This window comes from Natranaeroarchaeum sulfidigenes (assembly GCF_017094485.1).
Classification (GTDB): Archaea; Halobacteriota; Halobacteria; order Halobacteriales; family Natronoarchaeaceae; genus Natranaeroarchaeum; species Natranaeroarchaeum sulfidigenes.
This window is the reverse complement of the sequence record NZ_CP064786.1, coordinates 1,910,059-1,931,174: the sequence shown is the minus strand read 5'-3', so window position 1 is coordinate 1,931,174 and position 21,116 is coordinate 1,910,059. Positions and strand designations below refer to the sequence as shown.

Here is a 21,116-nt window from a genome sequence, read left to right as displayed (position 1 = left end):
AGCAACCACCCGCGCTGACGAGGATACCGAGTTCGCCGTGACGACAAACGGGCCAGGCGTAGATTCCGACCATCGATGAGTGGCCGCTCGCAGACGAGTCCTATCGGAGCATCACTGCCCGCGACGGTTGCCTTGGACCACACCAACAATACGGTAATCATATCGCGCTCGGCCGGCGGCCACTCACCCAACATCGGTCGTGCTTCGCAAAGCAAGGCTCGGAAGGCTTTTTTCCGGTCGGGCAAAGACTCACCGCTCACTTCCCTCGTGGCCGGTCAGCTACCGCTACTCCGCTTCGCTTTCACCTTCCGACCACCACCTTTTCTCGCTTCGTGATGGCTTTGCTTCGCTCAGCCACCACTCAGCCACAAGATCTGGGCAAAAAAACCGACTCGCGCCGCTGGCGCTCGTCGTCTTACTGGTAGTCCGCTTCGCCTTCGCCCTCACCGATCCATGCGTCCCGGTCAGGCTCGCGGGAGGCGAGTGGGTCGATATCCTTGTACCACGGAACGGACTTCAACTGTTCTTTGTTGTACACGAGGTCGTCTTTCGTGTCGCCGGTGAACTCGAAGTTCTGTGTCAGCAGGATGGCGTCGACGGGACAGACTTCCTCACAGAGACGGCAGTAGATACACTGGCCGATGTGGAGGTTGTACTGTTCGCCCTGACGCTGTTCGTCGGTGACGATCTGAATCGTGTCGTTCGGACAGACGTTCTCACACTGTCGACACCAGATACACCGCTCCTGGCTGAACTTGTGAACGCCGCGGAATCGCGGACTCACTTCGGGAGCTTCGTCGGGATACTCGACGGTGAACGTGTTGCCGTCGAGCGCGTGTTTCATCGTCGTCGCCATTGATTTCATGATTCCGATCATAGTGCTAGCACCCCCACGATGACCGCAGTGAGGATCAGGTTAGCAAAGGAAAGGACGAGAAGTCCCTTCCAGCCGATCTCGATCAGCTGATCGATCCGAACGCGCGGGATCGCCGAGCGTGCCCACTGGGTGAACAGGAACACGGCCCACATCTTGATGAGCATCCAGAAGAGCCCGGGCAACACCGGACCGTCTGGACCACCGAGGAAGACCACCGCGACGATCGCACCGCCGAGGAAGATGTGAACGAACTCGCCGAGGTAGATTAGCACGAAGTACACCGACGAGTACTCGGTCTGGTACCCAGCAACGATCTCGGTCGGGGCCTCCGGCGTATCGAAGGGGTTCCGACCCACTTCTGCGAGATTCGCCACGAGGAACAGGACGAATGCGAATGGGTTGACGAACGCAAACCACGTCGGGATCGCGAACCCGGCCACTGTCACGAGCGTCTCCTGCTGTGCGGCGACGATCTCGGACAGCTGGAGCGTCCCTGCAAAGATCACGACGGACATCGCTGTGACGATCAGCGGAATCTCGTAGGCGAGGTTCTGTGCAACTGCGCGCAGCCCACCGAGCATCGAGTACTTGTTGTCCGAAGCGTAACCACACATCACCAGCCCGAGGCTGGCTATCGAGGCGACCGCGAACACGTAGACTAGCCCGATCTCCGGGTCAGCAAGCTGGAAGTTCAGTGGGCCAAGCGATCCCATCGGGATCACCGCAAAGCCACCGAGCGCGGATAACACGACCAGCAGTGGGCCGATATCGTACGCTGGACGATCTGCGCCTTCCGGAATAATGAGCTCCTTCGAGAGCAGACGAACGGAGTCAGCGATGATGATGAACAGTCCAAACGGCCCGACCCGGTTTACCGCGATCCGGTCGGTGAACGCGGCGGTGATCTTTCGCTTCGCCCACGGCCCGGCGAGCGCGGCGTTGGCCAGCATGATCGACGCGATTACTACTGCACCGATCAGTGCACCGACGAAGTCACCAGCGACACCCAGCGCGTCGAGCCCAAGCAGGTCGACGAGCTGGTCTGGCATCAACGGGACTTCAGTCTGCAGCAGAACCGAGTTCATCGATCCACCTCCCCGAGGACGATATCGAGGCTACCAAGCGTCGCTACGAGATCCGCGATGTAACCACCCTCGGACATCTCCGGAAGCGCCTGGAGATTGGAGAAACACGGACTCCGGATCTTGAACCGGCCGGGTTTGTCCGTCCCATCGGCGCGAATGTAGATTCCGAGCTCGCCTTTTGCCCCCTCGACCGCGCGGTAGATCTCGGTGTCAGGGTCGGGCTTGAGCGTGCGCGGTACGTTACTCTGGATCGTCCGATCCTCCTCAGGCCAGTCTTCGAGCAAGTCGACGCACTGGTCGATGATCTTTGCGGACTCCTCGACCTCCTGCATCCTGACTAGCAGTCGAGCGAAGTTGTCACAGCCGTCCTCCGTGATGACGTCCCACTCGAGCTCATCGTAGTAGCCGTACGGGTCGTCACGGCGGATATCGTAGTCGATGCCCGATCCCCGGGCGACTGGGCCTGTCACACCGTACTGCTTTGCAACATCCGGGTTGAGAACACCGGTCTCGATCGTTCGGGACTGAAGAACTTCGTTGTTAGTCAGTAGGTTGTGATACTCGGCGACGGATTCCGGTAGCCCGTCGAGGAAGTCGCGGGTCTTCTCAAAGAACTCCTCACGCGGTTCCGGAAGGTCCCACGCGACGCCACCCAGTCGGAAATAGTTGAACATCAGACGCTGGCCGGTCAGGTCTTCGAGCAGGTTCTGGACCTGCTCGCGATCCTGAATCGCGTACATGAACGTGGCCGTGAAATCACCGTTGATGTCCAGTGCAAAGGTCGCCAACGCGAGCATGTGCGAGGCGATCCGGCACATCTCCGCACCCATCGTGCGGATGATCTGTGCGTATTCGGGGACCTCCAGGTCCGCCAGATCCTCGGCAGCACGTGCGTACGCCCATTCGTTGAGGAGGCCAGAGGAGATGTAGTCCCACCGGTCGGGATAGGGCATGATCTGATGACGATACGTTCCCTGCTGGCACATCTGTTCCTCACAGCGATGGAGATAGCCGATGTCGGGCTCGACATCTGCGACCTGCTCGCCGTCGAGAACAGTTTTCAGGTGAAGTACGCCGTGGGTTGCTGGGTGGTGCGGACCGATGTTGAGAAACATTGTGTCGGCCTGCTCGCCATCGCCACGGTGGTCATCCTGCAGCGGGTTGGCGTGTTCGGAGAGCGGGACGATCTGTGGCTTGTCCTGATCGTAGCTCTCCCGGAGTGGATGCCCCTGCCACGTTTCTGGAAGGAGAATACGTCGGAGGTCGGGATGGCCCTCGTACTCGATTCCTACAAGATCGTAGGCTTCGCGTTCGTGCCACGCCGCCGTCCGGTAGACTGGTTCTGCGGTCTGGCTGACCGGGTTGTCGGTGGTCGTCGGCACGACGACGTTGACCTCCTGGGTGGGGTCGTCGAACTTTTTGAGATGATAGATAGACTCGAAGCGATCGTCGTACTCCTGTGCGGTGACACAAGAGAGGTGATCGAAGTCGGCCTCATCACGCAGGCGGAACAGCGCATCCTGTACTTCGTCGGGGCGGACGACGAACCCTTCGGCGTTTATATGTTCCTCCCGGTCGAGTACGAGATCGCCGAGCAGCGCTTCGAGTTCGTCGTAGTCGACACCGCCAGCGTCGTCGACGCCGATGTCAGCGGGCACTGGTTTTTCCTGCTTGCTCATGGCGAATCAGCCCAGTTGTATCGCATGACGAGATCGTCTTCGTCGATCTGGTCGGCCAGCTTGTCGACGACCTCGTCGCGCGGGAGGTCGTCGAACTGCTGGAGCTCGTATGGTTTGACCGTCACCGGTGCAGTCTCGCCGTTGGCGACGCGCTCCTGTAGCTTGACGACGCCGTAGACGAGTGCCTCCGGGCGGGGCGGACAGCCAGGGATGTGAATATCGACCGGGATGACCTCCTCCGCACCCTTGACGACGTTGTATCCTTCCTGGAACGGGCCGCCGGAGATCGTACACGAGCCCATCCCGACCACGAACTTCGGTTCCGGCATCTGGTCATAGACGCGTTTCATCCGCGGGGCGAACTTCGAGACGATCGTCCCGGGAACGATGATAACGTCCGCCTGACGTGGCGAAGCACGCGGAACGCCGGAGCCGAACCGATCGAGGTCGTGTTTGACCGCATAGGTGTGCATCATCTCGATGCTACAGCACGCGATCCCGAACTGGAGCATGAACATCGAGGAGCCACGCACCCAGTTCATGAACTTGTCGAACTTCGTGAGAATGAACGGCGATGCGCCAAAGGCCTCGCGGAGCTTCGAGTTGAACCGATCGTCAGCGCCCGGACCGGTTCGGGCCTCGCGCGTCTCTGTTACCGGCGCTGTACTCTCCGCAATCGCGTCCCGTGGGTTATCGCTACTCATTGTTCTATCCGTTTGGTCCGTTCTTGTACGCGTGGGCTCCGTGCCCACTCAACTACGCCACTGCGCCACGCCCACGCGAGTCCGACGACGAGGATGCCGACGAAGACGAGCATCGGAACCAGCGCGTGTGCCAGCCCGACAAGCTCGATGGCATCCGTGTACACAACAGCCCAGGGGAACAGAAGCACGGTCTCGACGTCAAAGACGACAAACAGGAGTGCGACCATGTAGTACTGGATGTTGAATCGGATGCGTGTCCCACCCGTCGGAACCTCACCGCTCTCGTAGGTGGCGCGTTTACTGTCTTCTGGCACGCTGGGTCGCAGCAACCAGGATGCCGCCATCATCACGAGCGGAATCCCGATTGCGACCAACGCCAGCGCACCGACTGCGATCCATGACATACCGTATTCTCCGTAACGTGCTGGGGTTGGGAACCCACCCATATAAGGGTTGATTCTTGCGGTTCTACCGCGGTATTGCCGCTCTCACCGGGCTACTCCCACCGTTCACGAAATCCGGGGGTACCGAGTTCGTGGAGGTCTCGGGAGACTTCCCCGACGTCCGCCTGTAGTCGCTCGTGATACTCGACAAGGCGGTCGCGAAGTTCTTCGTGTTCACGCGAGAGAATCTGTGCTGCCGAGAGAGCGGCGTTAAAGGACTTCCCTGCGTCGACGGCGACCAGCGGCGCACCAGTCGGCATCCCGATCACCGAGTCGACGGATTTCTCCTGAACGGGCACCCCGATCACCGGGAGCGGGTACGCGATCGACGCCGTCATGTTCGGCAGGTCCGCGGATTTCCCCCCAGCACCGGCGATGATGACGTCGATCCCGCGGTCGGCCGCGGTCTCGGCGTACGCGTACATCAACTCGGGTGTTCTATGAGCCGAGACGACGAACGTCTCGAACGTATACCGGCTTTCCGGCGGATTCTCGTAGTCGGTCTGCTCCTCGAAGCCGAGTTCCTCGACGAAGGCGTCGTACGCGCCCGCCCGCCCCTCCTCGCTCCCGGCCATCACGTCGAGATCCGAGTCACTTCCCATGACGATGCCGACGTCCGGCGTCGTTTCTGGGTCGCCGTCCTGTTCAGCCTGTGCCTCCAGTTGCTCGATCAACGCGTCGACTTCGTCCACCATTACCTACTGCGACGGAGAAGGGACCAATGTGTGTTTTGGATCAGTGTGGCTGCTCAACGGTACGGTGAACTGGGTTGTCCGAATCAGCCCTCGGTGAATGTCACGGCGTCCCGCAGGTCACGGGCGCGTGCGAGTAACTGGTCTGGACTGCCCGCCGGCTCGTCAGGATCGACACCCGAGTCAGTTAGCGTGAGGTGGCCCATCTTCCGGAGCGGGCGAACATCCCGTTTGCCGTACCAGTGCAGTGCCGCCCGCGGGGTCGAAAGTATCTCGTCGAGTCCGTGGAGTTCGGCAGGCTGAGTCTCGTCGACATCGCCCAGAATATTGGTCATCACCGTGGGATCACGCTGTTCGGTCGAGCCGAGGGGCCGACCGGTGACCGCCCGGACGTGCTGTTCGAACTGGGAGGTAACCGCGCCCTCGATAGTCCAGTGGCCGGAGTTGTGCGGGCGCGGCGCGATCTCATTGACGAGAATCTCACCCTCCTCCGTTTCAAAGAGTTCGATTCCGTAGACGCCCCGGCCGTCCATCAGGCCGAGAACATCCCGGGCAACCGACCGCGCGCGCTCCAGTACGTCCTCGGACGCGCGAGCGGGGACGATCGTCTCCCGCAGGATCTCCTCGCGGTGGACGTTCTCGCCGGTCGTGAACGTCGCTACTTCCTCGTCCCCTTTGACGCCGATCACGGATAGTTCGCGCTCGAAATCGACGAACTTCTCGACCATCGCGGGCCCGGCGATGGAGTCGAGCACGGATTCTGCGTCGTCGGGGGACTCGATGGGGACGTTACCACGGCCGTCGTAGCCCCCCTCACGGGCTTTCACCATCGCGGGCGTCCCGAACTCGTCGAGGGCCGCACGCAGTTCCGCGGCATCGTCGACTGGACGATACTCGGGGACAGGAATCCCAGCCTCGGTCAGCGTGTCCTTCTGGACGAGCTTGTCCTGGATCGTCCGAAGCGTGTCGGGAGACGGGTGGACCGGGACGTCCGCGGCCGTCTCGAGGCGTTCGAGCAGGTCCGGATCGGCGAGTTCGATCTCGAAGGTGAGATAGTCCGACCGATCAGCGAGCTCTCTGACTGCCTCCTCGTCGTCGAACTCGCCGACGATCTGGTCCCTGACGACCGGTGAGGCAGGACACTCGGGCGTCGGATCCAGGACGATCAGTTCGATCCCCAGCGGCCCGGCAGCCTCGCCGAGCATCCTGCCGAGCTGTCCTCCTCCGACGACGCCAAGCGTTGGGCCGGGCGTCGAGAGCGGTGGTGTCATCTTGCCTCGAAATTCTGTTTGCCGGTGGTTAAGCGTTACCAACTCCGGCATCTCCGGGTGAACTCGGCCGTACACCGATCGACAAAGACTAACATAGTCGGCTGCCATTCCATTGTATGACCCCACGGATCCGTGTGCTGGCGACGGGCGGCACGATCGCGTCGACCACGGGAGACGGTGGTGCCACGCCGTCGCTGACCGGCGACGACCTCGTCGACGCTGTCGGCGATATCGAGGCGTACGCCGACATCGAGGTCGAACGTGTCTGCGACGAGTTGAGCTTTCACCTCGGCTTCGATCAGGTCGCCGACCTCGCACGAGCCGTCGAACGTGCGGCTGCGGACGGAATCGACGGCATCGTCGTTACCCACGGTACCGATACGATGGAAGAATCGGCGTACTATCTGGATCTCGTGCTTGATGTGGACGTGCCGGTCGTCTTCACCGGTGCACAGCGCCCAGCTGATGCCGTAAGCGCTGATGGCCCGGCGAATCTGCTAGCTGCGATTCGGACCGCCGGGGACGACCGGTTCGAGCGGGGCGTCTACGTCGCCTTCGGCGATCGTATCCACGCTGCCCGGTGGGTGACGAAATCGCACGCCAGCGCACCAGACGCATACACGTCGCCCGGGGCAGGCCCGGTCGGCGAACTGACTTCGAGCGGGATCTCGCTTCGTCGATCCCCTCGGAGCGAGTCGGTCACGCTCCCGGCAATGGAGTTTACGACTACGGTGAAGATGCTCCAGAGCGGTCTCGATGTCGAGGACACGTTGCTCAGGCACGCGATCGTCGACGGCGTCGATGGCGTGGTCCTCGCGGCCAGCGGGATCGGCAATACATCCCGTCGGGTCGGGGATACAATCGACGAGGCTATCGAACGAGGGCTGACGATCGCGCTGGCGACACGGTGCTACCGGGGTGAAGTTGCACCGAAGTACGGTGGCTCTGGTGGAAGTTACACGCTTCACGATCACGGTGTCATTCCGGCGGGTGGTCTCCCCCCATGGAAAGCCCGGATCAAACTCGGGCTCGCCCTATCGGTGTTTGACGACGAGAAAGATGTCCGAGAGGTGTTTCGAGGATCCGATCACGACTTCTGATAGATCCGCATTCGGCCGTCGAGAATCGTAAAGTCGGATTTTAGATCCGGCGGGATCGTCTCGGCTTTCCCGATAACGAGATAGCCACCGGGTCGGAGTGATTCGGAGATCGTCTCTAGCATCTCCTCCTTGTAGCCGTTGTCGATGTAAATGAAGAGGTTGCGGCAGACCACCAGATCGAAGCCGGATTTCGCGCCGTCGTTGATCAGATCGTGGTGTTCGAACGTTACCATGCGCCGCACCGGCTCACGGATCTCGAAGCGGTCGCCCGACTGGTCGACGTACCGATGGTAGTTCGAGAGGAAGGTGAGCTGATCGCCGATATCGATCGTTTTGCTGCTTTCGTAGACGCCCTCCCGGGCAGTTTCGAGCGCCGGCTCGCTGATATCGGTCGCGAGAATGGAGAGCTGGTCTCCTGCCGTTCGTGGATCGTCGAGTCCGAGCATCGCCATCGAGTAAGGTTCGCGTCCATCAGCACAGGCAGTACTCCAGACGTGAATCCGCTCTTGCTCGTCGCTCAGGGTCCGAAGCACCGATCTGATACCCTCCCAGACGTCCGGATTGCGAAAGAATCCGGTGACATTGATCGAAAGCGCGTCAAGTAATGCTACCTGCTCGTCTGGGTCCTCACGGACCAGCTTCAGGTACCCCTCGAAGTCATCGGAACGGGTCCGACGCAGACGAGAGGAGAACCGCCGGTTCAGGTAGCTATCGTTGTAGTGGCTCGTCGCGAAATCGAGCTCCTCTTCGACGAACCTCGTCAGTGCCTCAAAACCCGGCGCGTGCTCACTGCTCACAGTTCCTCAACTGTCCCCTCCCCGTCGGCAGTCCGGATCGAGAGGATACCGGTTGCAGTGTCAAACTCGACGGTTCGGCCCTCCTGCCCGCCGACTTCCTCGGCGACAATCGGTACGCCAAGCTTGTCGAGTTCCTCCTGTGCCGCGATGACGTTTCGCTGCCCGACGCCGTCGCCGAAGCTCTCGAACTCGAACATGTCGCCGCCGCCAGCGAGTTTCGCTTCTACGTCAGTGTAGCTGGCCCCGGTTTCGACCATCTGGCGAAGCATTGCTCGGATGGCTGTATCGGCGAACTTGCCGGGTTTTCGCTCGCTCATATCGTGGTTCTCATCACCGTTTGGCAACATCACGTGTGCAAGCCCACCGACCTGCGACTGGTCGTCGTACAGTGCGACCGCAACACAGGAGCCCAGTCCGTAGGACTTGAGACACTGACCGGTATCGCTGACCTCGAACTCGGAGATGCCAACTCTGACTGGATCCGGCTCGGGTGCGCCCGGTTCACTTCCGTAGGTCTTCATTGGTCGGTCTCGACCTCTTCGAGGGTTGCCTTTGTGGGTACTTCTTCGATCCGGTCCATCGGCAGGTCGTTGATCGCCCGTTCCAGATCCGACTCGTCGGGCACCGCGTAGATGTTACAGTCGAACTCACGATCGGCTGCCTGTACGGAGGTATCGAACACGAACGCGTACTCCTGTTCTTCGCCGAGCTGAATGACGACCGGATCGATCACGGCAGCGCCCATATCGTGGGTGTACTCCGGCGGGGAGTGATCGATCGTCGTGTCGAGTACGTTCGCCCAGCCGTCAAGGAAGCCACTGGCCATGATGTTTCCGAGCTCTTTGATCGCACTCTGTCCCATCTCGTCGAACTCGTCATCCGGTGCCATCGGGAGCATTGCGTTGACGATCTCCCGGGCGGAGGATTCATCGAACAGGAAGACGAGATAGCCGCTTGGCATCCCGTCGAACTCGAACGCGACACCGATCAGCATCTCGTCGTTGATCTCTTCGGGAAGCACCTCCAGTGGCACGAAGTTGAGCCGCCGGATTTCCACGTCGGTCTCGATCCCGGTCATCGTGGTGACGTTCGAGGCGACCTCGTCCGCACCGCGCTGTGCGAGGCGGTCGAACCCGGCCAGCTTGTCGTATTCGATCCCGTCGTCGCTCGATACACCCTGCTGGGTCAGGACCTCCTCCATCGAGTCGTGATCGGGGAAGAGGTAGTACCGAAACTGGATCTCGGTGTCGATCGCTTCGATCTGGCTCTGGAAGAGCAGTGCCAGGTCGTCCGCGCCGGGTGCCGTATCGACCCCTGCGAGGAACGGCTCCGCGGAGTCCCCGTCGACGTATTCGGGCGTCGAAACGTCGATCGCAGTACCGAGGACGTCCGCCCAGCCATCGATAAAGCCGCTGTGCATTATCTGTCCGACCTCGGTGATCGCGCTCCTGTTCATCTCGTCGAACTCCTCGTCTGGGCTGTCGGGAAGCGTCTCCTCCGGGTCGACAGATGGCTGTAACGTCCGGACGAGATGCGTTGCGCTTTCCCAGTCGAAGACCAGTACAGCGTGACCGTCAAGGGCGCCAGTCAGTTCGACCCGAATCCCGACTTTCCGAACGTCGTCTCCGAGTTCCGCGCGAATATCCGATCCGCGCATGAAGTTCAATTTCGTCACGCCGACGCGCGTGTCGACGTCGGTCATCCGTGTGAGCCGACCTGCCGCGAGACCGGCCCCCTCTTGGGCCATCTGATAGAACGTTCCGAGTGCAGTGACATCGAGTTTCATATGGATTACTCGTAGGTGGTTTCGATGCTGTTGACCATCTCGACGAACTCCTGGAGGTCAGGGAAGGCGTAGATCTCGGCTTCGATCTCGTAGCTTGGGACGTTGAGACTGGAGTCGAAGAACAGTGCGAGGTCCTCCTCGCCGAGGCTCGCCGTCCGGCCGACGATCTCGGCTGCTGGCGCGTACACCAGCTGAGGCGTCGCGATATCGATCGTTGTGCCGAGTACGTCGGCCCAGCCGTCGATGAAGCCACTCGCCATCATATTGCCAAGCTCCTCGACAGCGCTCCGGGCCATCTCGCCCGACACCGAGGACATATCGTCCACCATATCGTTCAGCATGAGCGCCGTGATCTTCTTTGCGCTCTCTTCGGGGAAAAGAATGAGGATGTGTCCGTGGGGCGGCTCCATAAGCCGAACCCGAACCCCGACACGCTTGCCGTCGTCGAGCTGGGCGGTGAGATCCTCGACGTCGATGAAGTTGGTTTTCGTCACCTCCATCTTGGCGTCCTCGCCCGTCAGCTTGCCCATGTTGTCGGCCACCCCATTGGTACCGACCTTCGCCATCTCGTTAATGAAGCTCAACTTCCGAATGTCGACCATTAGACTCATAGTATCACCTGTATCTCATAGCGTCTCGATGTCGAGAATGTTCACCACGTCACCTTCCCCGAGCACGGTTGCCCCGCTGAGCCCAGGGATGTTGCCGATGAACCCCTCGAACGGTTTGACAACGACTTCCTGTTGTCCACGGACGCGGTCACAGTGAACCGCAACTGGACGAACATCGTCGCGTACCTGTACCAACATCCCGTCACCGTTTTGCCCGCGCTCGGGCGTGTCGAGCGCCTCGTCCAGACGGATCAGGGGAACAGACGACTCGCCCCGGTCGACGACCTCACGGCCGTCCTCGACGGTGATCGCACCCGACGGTCCGATCTCGCTGACGACCCGGGTGGGGATGCCGTACTCTTCCCCGCCGGATTCGACGAACAGCACGTCGGCGATCGCCAAGGAGATCGGAACCTCGATTCGGACTGTCGTCCCCTCGCCCGTCTCGCTTTCGATGTCGACGGAGCCATCGAGCTCGTCGACCGTCCGGGCGACGACGTCCATCCCGACGCCACGACCGCTGACGTCGGTTACCTCCTCGCTCGTCGAGAAGCCCGGGTGGAAGACGAGTTCGTAGACCGCTTCGTCGTCCATGGTCAGCAGTTCGTCGCGCTCGACGATCCCCTCCGCGACTGCAGCATCACCGAGGTCGTCGACATCGATCCCGCGCCCGTCGTCCTCGACTTCGATGACGACAGTGTCGCGCTCTCGATGTGCTCGAAGTTCGATCGACCCGCTGGGGTCTTTCCCGGCTTCCTCACGTTCTTCCGGCGGTTCGATCCCGTGGTCGATCGCGTTCCGGACCAGATGCATCAGTGGATCGCCGATCTCATCGAGGATCGACCGATCGACCTCGACGTCTTCGCCGTCCATGTCGAGGGTTACCTTTTTGTCCTGATCGCGGGAGATATCCCGCACCAGCCGTGGGAGCTTGTTGACGACGTTTCGCAGGGGGACGAGGCGAACGTCCATCACCGTATCCTGCAGTTCGGCGGTGAGCGCGTCGAGTTCGTCGACCTCGTTGTCGATGACCCGCCGTGGCTCGTCAGCCTCGACCGCCCGGCGCAAGCGCGCGCGAGTCGAGACGAGCCCCTCGACGAGACTCATCAGCTGATCGATCTGCTCAGTATCGACCCGAATGGACTGGATCGTCTCCGTATCCACACCCGTTCCGGCTGCGGCTGACGGGCGCTCGTTATCGACGTCCGGTGTCTCCGTTCCCGACTCTAGATTCACCGATTCGACCGACGCCTCGACGGCCTCATCGGACGGCTCGTCGTCCGGTCTCACGTTCCCGCCGGTCGCTCCGGGAGCAGGTTCATGGAGCGTACCGCTGGGATCGGTGTCTTCGAGCGTCTCGTCGGGATGCGTTTCGAACGTCTCGTCGGAATCAGTGTCCGCGAGCGTCGAGTCTGCATCTGCTTCAGGCGTCGAGTCGGTATCTCCGCCCGATACACTCCCTTCGGGACTCTCGCTCTCATCACCCCCCGCTTCGAGATCCATCGACAGGTCCAGTTCGTCCGCCGAGCCGAATCCGCCATCATCGAGTTCTCCCGGCTCAGCTTCGGGGTCCGCAGGATCGCCGAAGTCGATGTCGGAGAATGCGCCCGCTTCGCTGATCGATGATTCGTTCGGGGCGTCATCAGTGTCCTCGAGGCTCTCACCGTCCTCAGCAGTGGCGGTATCCACGTCTAACTCGTCGGTCGACTCCGAATCGGCAAAGGGATCTTCGAGATCGAGCTCCGGACTCTCATCGGCGTCGTCGACGTCATGGATTTCCGCGTCATCCAGATCGAGGGTTCCCGGAGATTCTCCCGCGGGAACGTCTTCGATCGCGTCGTCTCCGAACAGATCGTCGTTCCCGGCAGGGAAGTCTAGGTCCTCGGCCTCGGGAGCCGGCTCTGTGCTGGCGGTCGTATCGGCGGTCCCCGTTTCTTCGTCGTCCGCTTCGACAGCAGGGGCGGTAGTCGGCTCATCGGATTCGATATCCGGCTCGTCGGGAGTGATGACGTCTCGTTCGGCCTCACCAGCTTCGACGTCTGAGTTATCCGGTTCGCCTTCCTCAGCCTCGTCGAGCAGTTCGTCGACACCGGGTTCCTCGCCCTCGTCGCCAGCGCCAAACGGGTCGTCATCGGTGAACTCACCGGAAGCGAACGGATCGTCACCGCCGAGTTCGTCCTCTTCGAGCAGTTCGTCGAAGCCGACCTCGTCGTCGTCGTCGAGTTCCTCGAATTCCAGTTCGTCGAGTTCGGCCTGTAGCTCGTCGAAGCCGACCGGATCGACTTCCTGTTGTAGCTGTTTGAACGTATCCGAGGCATCCTCGATCTCGTCGTCATCAGCCAGTTCAGCGCCTGCCTCGACGGCGTCGTCGTCCGCTTCTGCTGTTTCGACTGTCTCCTCGTCGACGGGGTCGATGTCTCCGACCTCGATATCGTCGAACGATCCTGCGTCGCCGAGATCGTCGAATCCTTCCACATCGTCGACCTGCTCGACCATTTCGTCCAGATCGTCGTACTCGCTGAACTCGTCGAGCAGTTCGTCGACTTCCATCTCCTCGGGGTCCTGTCCCGATTCCACTTCGACATCTGTCGTCCCACCATCTTCGTCGGTTGGAGTCGAGACTTCCCTGTCGGTCACCTCCTCGATGAGTGCCTCCTCGACAGCATCGACGGGATCGAGTGCGGCCGCGATCGACTCCTCTCCGACAGCGCTCGCGAACACGGCGTCGAAGTTGCCGCCGTACTCACCCTCGCTGATCTCCGATTCCGGTGGGGAGGTCCCGAGGAGATCGAACGCGTCCTCGAGCGCCTCGACGACGAGCATCCCGTGTTGTTCCCGTTCCTCGGCCACGTTCAGCCGGACGTGAAACCGGTTGTGACGATCGTCCGCTGGCTCGTCAGCCGAAGCCAGTAACTCGTCGATCTCCGCATCCGTCGGCGTTGAGATAGCTTCGGCCGCTTCGAGCTCCTCGCGAAGCATCTCGATCGTTTCGTCGGGGTCCGTTTGCGGTGAGCCGTGTTCGGGGATCTCCTCGATCATCGCCTCTAGCTGATCGACAGCATCGAAGAACCGGTCCATCAGCTGGGCCGATACCTCGACCTCGCCGCGCCGAACGGCATCGAGCAGGTCTTCGAGCGCGTGCGCGAGCGCTTCCGCACGATCGAACCCCATCGCACCGGAGTTGCCCTTGAGGGTGTGTGCGGTACGGAAGATCAGATCCATCGCCTCGTCGTCGTCAGGGTTTTGCTCCAGCGTGAGCAATGCGTTGTTCAACTCCGTGATCCCTTCCTCGCTTTCCTGTACGAACTCCCGTACGTACTCATCCATGAGTTGTCACCTCCGTCGATAGCTGATCGAGCACGCCATCCGTAATCCCCGCTGCAGGAAGCACGTGGTCGACCGCACCAGTCGCAATCGCCTGTCTGGGGATACCGAACACGGGACTCGTCGCCTCATCCTGTGCGATCGTCGTCCCGCCGGCGTCTTTGATCGCGCGGATACCTGCCGCGCCGTCTTTCCCCATCCCCGTAAGTGCGATGCCGACAACCGGCTGTTCGACGGTCTCCGCGACCGATTCCATCGTAACATCGATCGACGGTCTGACACCGTTGACGGGATCGTCGTCAGTAAGCCGCACTTTCGATCGCCCGGCAACCGAGTGGGCAACAACCATGTGCCGGTCACCGTGGGCGACCAGCACCTCCCCGCCTGAAATCCTGTCGCCGTCTTCCGCTTCTTTCACATGGTACGAACAGAGCTCGTCGAGGCGCTTGGCGAGTCGAGCCGTGAACTCGGGAGGCATGTGCTGGACAACAAGTACTCGGGCGTCCAGATCGAGCGGCAACGAACAGAGCAGTCGCTCGATGACTTTCGGCCCGCCGGTCGACGCCCCGATGACGATCGTGGGGTGCTCCATATACGTCCGATCCTCATCGGCGGTGACATCGCTCCACGTGCTGTCTCTCCGGTCGTCCCGCATACTGGCGGGATTCACAGATCGCGAGGACGCTCCCGTCGAGGTCCGTACACCAGCAGCGACACGTCGTGCCGATGCGGCCGTTCGTGAGCGTGCCAGCGAAGCGACATCGGCATCTTCGACAGCGGTGATCGCCTCGATCAGCCGATCCTCGAGTCCGGCGATATCCGTCGAGACTTCCCCGCCAGGTTTTTCCAGGAAATCGATCGCGCCGGATGCGAGAGCGCGAAGCGTCGCATCAGCACCATCCTCGGTATGCGCACTGAGCATTAGTATGCGGGTCGGATACTCGGACATGATACGTTCGACGGCCTCGATCCCGTCCATTTCCGGCATCTGGACGTCCATTGTCACGATATCCGGACTGTGCTCTCGGACGGCCTCAATCGCCCGCTCGCCGTTACTCGCACGGTATACCTCGTAGCCGTGATCGGCGAGGATGTTGCCGATGACTGTCCGCATGAACTGCGAGTCATCGACAACGAGCACGCTCGTCATGCCGGAATAACGTCCCTGAGCGCCTTTCTGACGCTCGGTTCCTCGAACGGTTTCGTCACATAGCCGTCCGCACCGGCTTTGACGGCCAGTTTCATCTTCTCGCGCTGTCCCACGCTCGTACACATGATAACGCGGGAGTCGGGATCGAGCTTCTTGATCGCCGCGGTAGCCTTGATCCCGTTACATTTGGGCATCACGATATCCATCATCACGATGTCCGGCTCCTGTTCTTTGTACAACTTGACCGCTTCAGCACCGTTGGACGCCTCTCCCACTATGTCGTAGTCTTCTTCCAGAATCTGTCTGAGTAGATTCCGCATAAAATGAGAGTCGTCCACGATGAGCACCCCTGTCGACATTCAGTTAATACACCACGCACGGCTTGGCGAACTACCAACATAAATGCTGTTCTTATATTATCATATCTGATATTCACAGTCTCGTCGGGCCATGTTCGGGAACGTTACCGGTGACATACGGTCGCAAGGACAGAGATTGGAGTCGGTATACGCGAGGGGGTGAGTGTGTCTGTTCGGGAGGCCTGACGGACCGGATCAGGCGTTCCCGGCCGCCTGCACCAGTCCGCCGAGATCGATCACTGAGACCTGTCTGTCACTGTTTTCGTCCTCCGGTCTGACAACCGCACGGACCAGGGCGTGAGAGAGGGCGCTCGGGTCGATATCCTGCTTTGGTGACGGTTTGTGGAAGATGCTGCTCACGGGGACGGACTCGACGCCGAGCACCTCGTCGACTTTGAGACCAATATCCTGCTGATCGGCCGGTCTGTCCAGGACGACGACCCGCTGCTCATCGGGCGAATCGTCGTGGCGACTGGTCCCGAGGTAGCTCTGGGGATCGATCACCGCCGTGATTGCCCCACGGAGATCCATCAGCCCTTCGATCGCGTCCGAGCTCCGGGGGAGTCGTGTGTATTCGGTCTCTTCGACAACGCTGAGCACCTGATCGACTTCCAGTCCGTACTCCGTATCTCCGATGCGGAAGACGACGAAGCGCTCCCGTTCTTCTGTTTCCTCGTCGTCGCCGTCAGGATCGGGGTCCCGGTCGTCAGTCCCCTGTCCATCGATATTCAGTAGCTTATCCGGCAGTTCCGTCGACATTCCTTACCCGATATCTACACCGGAGCAACAAAAACATTGACCACGGTTACCCGTTGACTGCCCGTACGTGCCACAAGCTTCAAATCTGATAACGAGATACTGTTCAGAATATGCTCTCAACGGAGACAGTCGACGGATCTTCAGTTCCGACGGAGACACTCCTTTCGGCACTCGGTGGGAAGTACAGCGCGGAGATACTGAACGAGACACGGACGCCGACCTCTGCACAGGAGTTGAGCGACCGGATCGAGATCCCGATCGCAACCTGCTACCGCCGGATCGAAGAACTCGAAGACGCCGGGTTGCTTCGTTGCGAGGGGCGACAGCTCTCGGAAGAAGGTCGACGCACCAACGTGTACCGGCGGACGGTCGATACCGTAACGTTCGATTTTACCGGTCAGGCCCCGAGCATCGAGTCCAAAAAACGCTCAGAGGCGAAAAACCAGCTGCAGGACCAGCTAGATGAGTGATCGAAGACGGTTTTTATTTTACCCCCGTAATTCACGGCGACCGCTGGAACGACGCCCCTGAAACCTGATCATGACCGACCAATCCGAATCGACCGTCCCCGACAAATCGCCCCCCGGAGCCGTCGTCCTGGCCTCCGGCGGTATGGACAGCGCAACTGCTGCGTACGAGGCGCGCGAGCAGGGCTACAAACTGTTCCTGTTGCACACCTCTTACGGCCAGCGGACCGAAGACCGTGAACTGGAGTGCGCTCGTCGGCTCGCAGACGATATCGATGCCGCCGGCTTCCTCGCTGTCGAAACCAGCCACCTCGAACGTATCGGCGCATCGAGTTTGACGGACGAAGGTCTCGATGTCGAGGACGCCGGTGACACTCCCGACGACGAGATCCCCGACACGTACGTCCCGTTCCGGAACGCGAACTTGCTCTCGATGGCGGTGTCTTACGCCGAGGCGAACGAGTGTGAAGCCGTGTTTATCGGCGCACATAGCGAGGACTTCTCCGGATATCCGGACTGTCGCCCGGCCTTTTTCGAGGCATTCCAGTCAGTCGTCGAGACCGGGACGAAACCCGACACCGATCTCTCGATCGAAGCGCCGTTCGTCGAGTGGTCCAAGACCGATATCGCCGAACGCGGCGTCGAACTCGACGTCCCCTACGAACACACGTGGAGCTGTTACCGGGAGAACACCCCTGCCTGTGGCACCTGCGATGCCTGTAAGTTCAGGCTCGAAGCGTTCCAGCGGATTGGGGTCCGCGACCCCATCGAGTACGAACAGCGACCGGAGTACGCGGAGTAGGTCAGTCGATTTTCGCCGCTACGTCGCTGTCGCGATTACTTCCTTCCTCGCGGTCGCCGCCACTGCCCTCTTCTCGGTCGCCGCCACTGCTCCGGGACGTGCTCGCTAGGTAGATCCCGCCGAGGACAATCACTCCGCCAAGGACAGTTCCCGTTCCCGGAACCTCGGCGAGCAGGAGAACCGCCAGGATCGTGGCCCCGACCGGCTCGCCGAGCATCGTGATACCGACGACGGTCGAACGAACGTGTTCGAGCGCCCAGTTGATCACCGTATGGCCCAGCAGTCCCGGACCGGCTGCGAGCGCAACGAAAAGCACCCACTCACGCGGCGGATAGCCCAGTAGTGCAGCGTCCTGCGCCCCGACGACCGCAAGGAGCGTGAGCGCACAGCTCGCGTAGACGACCGTCACGTAGGGGAACACCGACACACGCTGGCGGATCGAGCGCCCGGCAAGGACGTACGCACCGGCGGCAACGGCACCGACGAGCGCGAGCGTGTTTCCGAATCGGGCGTCGCCCTCGACCGCGATCGCCGCGCCGGGATCAGCGAGCGTCATCGCGGCAGCACCACAGACCGTCAGGACGATACCGCCGACGATCCGCCGGTCGATCCGCTCGTCAAGCAGGAGATACGCACCGATCGCGACGAAGACGGGCTGGGTCTGGACGAGCGTAACCGAGGCGGCGACGCTCGTCCACGCCAGGCTCTCGAACCACGCGGCAAAGTGGATTCCAAGCGCGATCCCGGCCGCTGTCGCCGACAGCAGGTCGCGTCGGGACAGCGTTCTGAACTCCGAGCGGCGCTCGCCGAGCACGAATGGGACGACGAGCGCGAGCGTGAACAGGACGCGATAGAACGCGACGACGCTTGACGGCGCGGCGCTCCAGCGGATCAGGATCGACGCGGTACTCATCGCGACCACGGCACCGGCGAGTGCTAACATCGGCGAGACGTGCTCGTTTCCCCATTCCCGCAGGCTCCGTGACACGCTCGAAGTGGTGGTGTCGAGTGGCTTACCGATTTCGGCTCCGACTGTTCCCTTCGAGGAACCGTCTCAGTATCGGCTTCAGCGATGATTGGCCAATACTATAATTATTGTAGTAAAACGGTTCGAAAATTGTAGCGTCGGTGGTTTCAGACGACAGTTGGCTCGCCTACCGCTGCCGCCGCCAGCTACCGCTCTCCAGTAGCTCCGTTGTTACCTGATGGCGTTTACGAAACATCGGCGCGAACCCGATCCCCGAGAGCGGTGCGACGGCCCGGCCCAGCGCGCCGAAGGGGAGTTCGTACTCGACCCGGTCGCGGAGCAGCGTCGTCTCTCCGTCGGCGTAAAACGAGTGAGTGTGCTCCCACGCCGAGAAGGGTCCGTCTTCCATCACGTCGGTGAACCACGCGACGCCGTCTCGCTCCTCGCGTTCGGTGATTACCGAGGTCCACGACTGGCGCGGCCCGACACCGAACGGTCGGACCGACATCTGGAGTTTCGAGCCCGCTTCGAGCACGGTGGGATCAGGCTCGCCGTCCGGTCCGATCACGGACTCGACCTCAAGGCCCATCCAGTCGGGGGTCAGCGCTTCGAGGCCCTGTTCGGTCGAGTGAAACTCCCAGACATCTTCGAGGGGGGCGTGGATCCGCGTCGCACGTCGATACTCTGCCATACCCATGGTTTGGCGTCCGACGGCAAAACAGCCGTGGTCGACACAGTAATCCTCGAAGCCAGTGACCTGTTCCCTATTTCAATCGCTCCTGCAGGAAGGACGGATGCGCTGCGGTGACTCCATCGATCTCGACCAGTTTGTCGCTGATGATTTCCGCGAGGTCGTCGCCGTCGGCTGCCCGTACCTCCGCCATCAGCATATGGTCGCCGCTCGAGCTGTACAGTGATTCGACCTCCTCGAGCTCTTTGATCTCCCGGGTCGCCTTGACGTACTCATCGCTGGCAACATCGAGGCCGACGAGCGCGATGGACTTGCTCGCTAGCTTTTTGGGGTCTACGTCGGCGGAGTATCCGATAATGACGCCGTCCTCTTCGAGCTGTTCGATGTACTTGCGGACGGTGGGCTTCGAGACGTCCGCCCGCTCCGCGATCTCCGCGTAGGACGCTTTGGCGTCCTCTTCGAGAACAGAGAGAATGCGATTTGCCGTCGATTCGCTACTCATACATACTAATTTTGCGGCAGAGGGAAAATATCTTTTGAATCAGTTAATCTCGATTATCGGACAATAGCTACCGCGTTTCCAAGAAGAAATACGACGTCGGCTACCCGCTCAGACGTGTCGGTCGAGCAGGTCGTAGGAGCGCTTCTGGTCCCAGTCGTAGTCGTCGGCGAAGTACCGCTCTGCAAGCGGTTCCTCGGGCATTTCGCCGATTGCCTTCTTTTCTTCCTGGTAGGACGGTCGGTCCTCGTCGACGTAGAAGCGTCCGGTGAGGACGGTTCCCTCGTGGAGGGCGTCCTCGGCTTCGTACATCATCTCGCTCGCCTCGCGGCGATCCGTGACGTCGAAGTCGTAGTCGTCGCTGTCCTGGATGTCGACGTATGGGACGTACTGCTTGGCGTCCTTGTTCCAGGTCGGACACTGAGTCAGGAAGTCCACGTGGGCAAAGCCGTCGTGCTCGATGGCCTCGATAAGGATCTCCTTGGCCTGGTTCGGGTTGACCGCGGCCGTTCGGGCGACGTAGGACGCCCCCGATGTCAGCGAGAGGCTGAGCGGTCGGATCGGCGTCTTCGCGCTGCCCGAAGGCTGGGTCTTGGACTTGTGGCCCTTGGGGCTGGTCGGGGACGTCTGTCCCTTCGTCAGTCCGAAGATCTCGTTATTGAACACGATATACGTCATATCGTGGTTCTCCCGGGCCGTATGCATGAAGTGGTTCCCGCCGATACCGTAGCCGTCGCCGTCACCGCCGGCGGCGATAACTTCGAGGCCGGGGTTCGCCAGCTTTGCCGCACGGGCGACCGGGAGCGATCGGCCGTGGATCGTGTGGAAGCCGTACGTGTCCAGATAGCTGTTCAGTTTACCGGAACAGCCGATTCCTGTACAGAGTAGCGTCTCCTCGGGCGTTCGGCCGACTTCCGGAAGCGCCTGTTTCAGCGCCTTGAGGACGCCGAAGTCACCACAGCCAGGACACCACGTCGGCTGTGGCTCAATGCCGGGTGTGTACTCGTCTCGGTCGATATCGCGTTCTTCACCGATTGCGTTGAATGCACTCAT

22 protein-coding genes are annotated in these 21,116 nt (G+C 61.1%); 3 read left to right on the top strand and 19 right to left on the bottom strand.

Translation table 11 applies throughout. The annotated features are described in order from the left end of the window. Window positions 1-415: 415 nt before the first annotated feature. From AArcS_RS09970 to AArcS_RS09940, 7 genes are all read right to left on the bottom strand, one after another. A complete protein-coding gene (locus AArcS_RS09970; RefSeq protein ID WP_238477268.1) occupies window positions 416-877 on the bottom strand; it encodes a NuoI/complex I 23 kDa subunit family protein in 462 nt (153 codons plus the stop codon). Beyond that, window positions 874-1,962 carry a complex I subunit 1/NuoH family protein gene (locus AArcS_RS09965; protein ID WP_238477267.1) on the bottom strand — a complete coding sequence of 363 codons (1,089 nt, stop codon included), beginning with the start codon at window positions 1,960-1,962 and terminating at the stop codon, window positions 874-876. Before AArcS_RS09965 ends, AArcS_RS09970 begins: the two co-directional genes overlap by 4 nt. Continuing rightward, window positions 1,959-3,641, bottom strand: a complete 1,683-nt coding sequence (locus tag AArcS_RS09960; protein ID WP_238477266.1) for an NADH-quinone oxidoreductase subunit D — start codon at window positions 3,639-3,641, stop codon at window positions 1,959-1,961. Before AArcS_RS09960 ends, AArcS_RS09965 begins: the two co-directional genes overlap by 4 nt. Next, window positions 3,638-4,345 (bottom strand): NADH-quinone oxidoreductase subunit B, encoded by a 708-nt coding sequence (locus AArcS_RS09955; RefSeq protein ID WP_238477265.1) that lies wholly within the window; start codon window positions 4,343-4,345, stop codon window positions 3,638-3,640. Before AArcS_RS09955 ends, AArcS_RS09960 begins: the two co-directional genes overlap by 4 nt. Then, window positions 4,342-4,749: an NADH-quinone oxidoreductase subunit A gene (locus AArcS_RS09950; protein WP_238477264.1), complete on the bottom strand. Its 408-nt coding sequence runs from the start codon at window positions 4,747-4,749 to the stop codon at window positions 4,342-4,344. Before AArcS_RS09950 ends, AArcS_RS09955 begins: the two co-directional genes overlap by 4 nt. Window positions 4,750-4,841: 92 nt before the next feature. Further along, a complete protein-coding gene (locus tag AArcS_RS09945) occupies window positions 4,842-5,483 on the bottom strand; it encodes an AIR carboxylase family protein (protein ID WP_238477263.1) in 642 nt (213 codons plus the stop codon). Between the two features lie 83 nt (window positions 5,484-5,566). Next, a complete protein-coding gene (locus AArcS_RS09940; protein WP_238477262.1) occupies window positions 5,567-6,751 on the bottom strand; it encodes a 5-(carboxyamino)imidazole ribonucleotide synthase in 1,185 nt (394 codons plus the stop codon). Between the two features lie 116 nt (window positions 6,752-6,867). On the opposite strand from AArcS_RS09940, the gene AArcS_RS09935 reads away from it, so the two are divergent. Then, window positions 6,868-7,851, top strand: a complete 984-nt coding sequence (locus tag AArcS_RS09935) for an asparaginase (RefSeq protein WP_238477261.1) — start codon at window positions 6,868-6,870, stop codon at window positions 7,849-7,851. On the opposite strand, the gene AArcS_RS09930 is transcribed toward AArcS_RS09935, so the two are convergent. The 8 genes from AArcS_RS09930 to AArcS_RS09895 form a co-directional block, all read right to left on the bottom strand. After that, window positions 7,839-8,648, bottom strand: a complete 810-nt coding sequence (locus AArcS_RS09930; protein ID WP_238477260.1) for a CheR family methyltransferase — start codon at window positions 8,646-8,648, stop codon at window positions 7,839-7,841. The genes AArcS_RS09935 and AArcS_RS09930 overlap by 13 nt on opposite strands. Further along, window positions 8,645-9,169, bottom strand: coding sequence for a chemotaxis protein CheD (locus AArcS_RS09925; RefSeq protein WP_238477259.1), 525 nt, complete (start codon window positions 9,167-9,169; stop codon window positions 8,645-8,647). Before AArcS_RS09925 ends, AArcS_RS09930 begins: the two co-directional genes overlap by 4 nt. Further along, entirely contained in the window at window positions 9,166-10,434 is a 1,269-nt protein-coding gene (locus AArcS_RS09920) for a chemotaxis protein CheC (RefSeq protein ID WP_238477258.1), read from the bottom strand. Before AArcS_RS09920 ends, AArcS_RS09925 begins: the two co-directional genes overlap by 4 nt. 5 nt (window positions 10,435-10,439) lie before the next feature. After that, a complete protein-coding gene (locus AArcS_RS09915) occupies window positions 10,440-11,045 on the bottom strand; it encodes a chemotaxis protein CheC (RefSeq protein ID WP_238477257.1) in 606 nt (201 codons plus the stop codon). A gap of 15 nt (window positions 11,046-11,060) precedes the next feature. Beyond that, window positions 11,061-14,372 (bottom strand): chemotaxis protein CheA, encoded by a 3,312-nt coding sequence (locus AArcS_RS09910; RefSeq protein ID WP_238477256.1) that lies wholly within the window; start codon window positions 14,370-14,372, stop codon window positions 11,061-11,063. Next, window positions 14,365-15,519, bottom strand: a complete 1,155-nt coding sequence (locus AArcS_RS09905; RefSeq protein ID WP_238477255.1) for a protein-glutamate methylesterase/protein-glutamine glutaminase — start codon at window positions 15,517-15,519, stop codon at window positions 14,365-14,367. Before AArcS_RS09905 ends, AArcS_RS09910 begins: the two co-directional genes overlap by 8 nt. Beyond that, complete coding sequence (gene cheY, locus AArcS_RS09900) at window positions 15,516-15,878, bottom strand: chemotaxis protein CheY (protein WP_238477254.1); 363 nt, start codon at window positions 15,876-15,878, stop codon at window positions 15,516-15,518. The genes AArcS_RS09905 and cheY overlap by 4 nt, the downstream gene beginning before the upstream one ends. Window positions 15,879-16,073: 195 nt before the next feature. Beyond that, window positions 16,074-16,637, bottom strand: coding sequence for a chemotaxis protein CheW (locus tag AArcS_RS09895; RefSeq protein WP_238477253.1), 564 nt, complete (start codon window positions 16,635-16,637; stop codon window positions 16,074-16,076). Between the two features lie 110 nt (window positions 16,638-16,747). Between AArcS_RS09895 and AArcS_RS09890 the strand changes: the two genes are divergently transcribed. Together AArcS_RS09890 and queC are read left to right on the top strand one after the other, a co-directional pair. After that, window positions 16,748-17,107, top strand: a complete 360-nt coding sequence (locus AArcS_RS09890) for an ArsR/SmtB family transcription factor (RefSeq protein WP_238477252.1) — start codon at window positions 16,748-16,750, stop codon at window positions 17,105-17,107. A gap of 70 nt (window positions 17,108-17,177) precedes the next feature. Beyond that, window positions 17,178-17,906: a 7-cyano-7-deazaguanine synthase QueC gene (queC, locus tag AArcS_RS09885; RefSeq protein ID WP_238477251.1), complete on the top strand. Its 729-nt coding sequence runs from the start codon at window positions 17,178-17,180 to the stop codon at window positions 17,904-17,906. Between the two features lies 1 nt (window position 17,907). Here queC and AArcS_RS09880 read toward each other — a convergent pair whose 3' ends face one another. The 4 genes from AArcS_RS09880 to AArcS_RS09865 form a co-directional block, all read right to left on the bottom strand. Then, window positions 17,908-18,849, bottom strand: coding sequence for a DMT family transporter (locus AArcS_RS09880; protein WP_238479998.1), 942 nt, complete (start codon window positions 18,847-18,849; stop codon window positions 17,908-17,910). A 211-nt stretch (window positions 18,850-19,060) separates the two neighbouring features. After that, on the bottom strand, window positions 19,061-19,564 hold the full coding sequence (locus AArcS_RS09875; protein WP_238477250.1) for an SRPBCC family protein: 504 nt from the start codon (window positions 19,562-19,564) through the stop codon (window positions 19,061-19,063). A gap of 73 nt (window positions 19,565-19,637) precedes the next feature. Then, entirely contained in the window at window positions 19,638-20,066 is a 429-nt protein-coding gene (gene lrpA1 / locus AArcS_RS09870; RefSeq protein ID WP_238477249.1) for an HTH-type transcriptional regulator LrpA1, read from the bottom strand. A gap of 108 nt (window positions 20,067-20,174) precedes the next feature. Beyond that, window positions 20,175-21,116, bottom strand: a complete 942-nt coding sequence (locus tag AArcS_RS09865; protein WP_238477248.1) for a thiamine pyrophosphate-dependent enzyme — start codon at window positions 21,114-21,116, stop codon at window positions 20,175-20,177.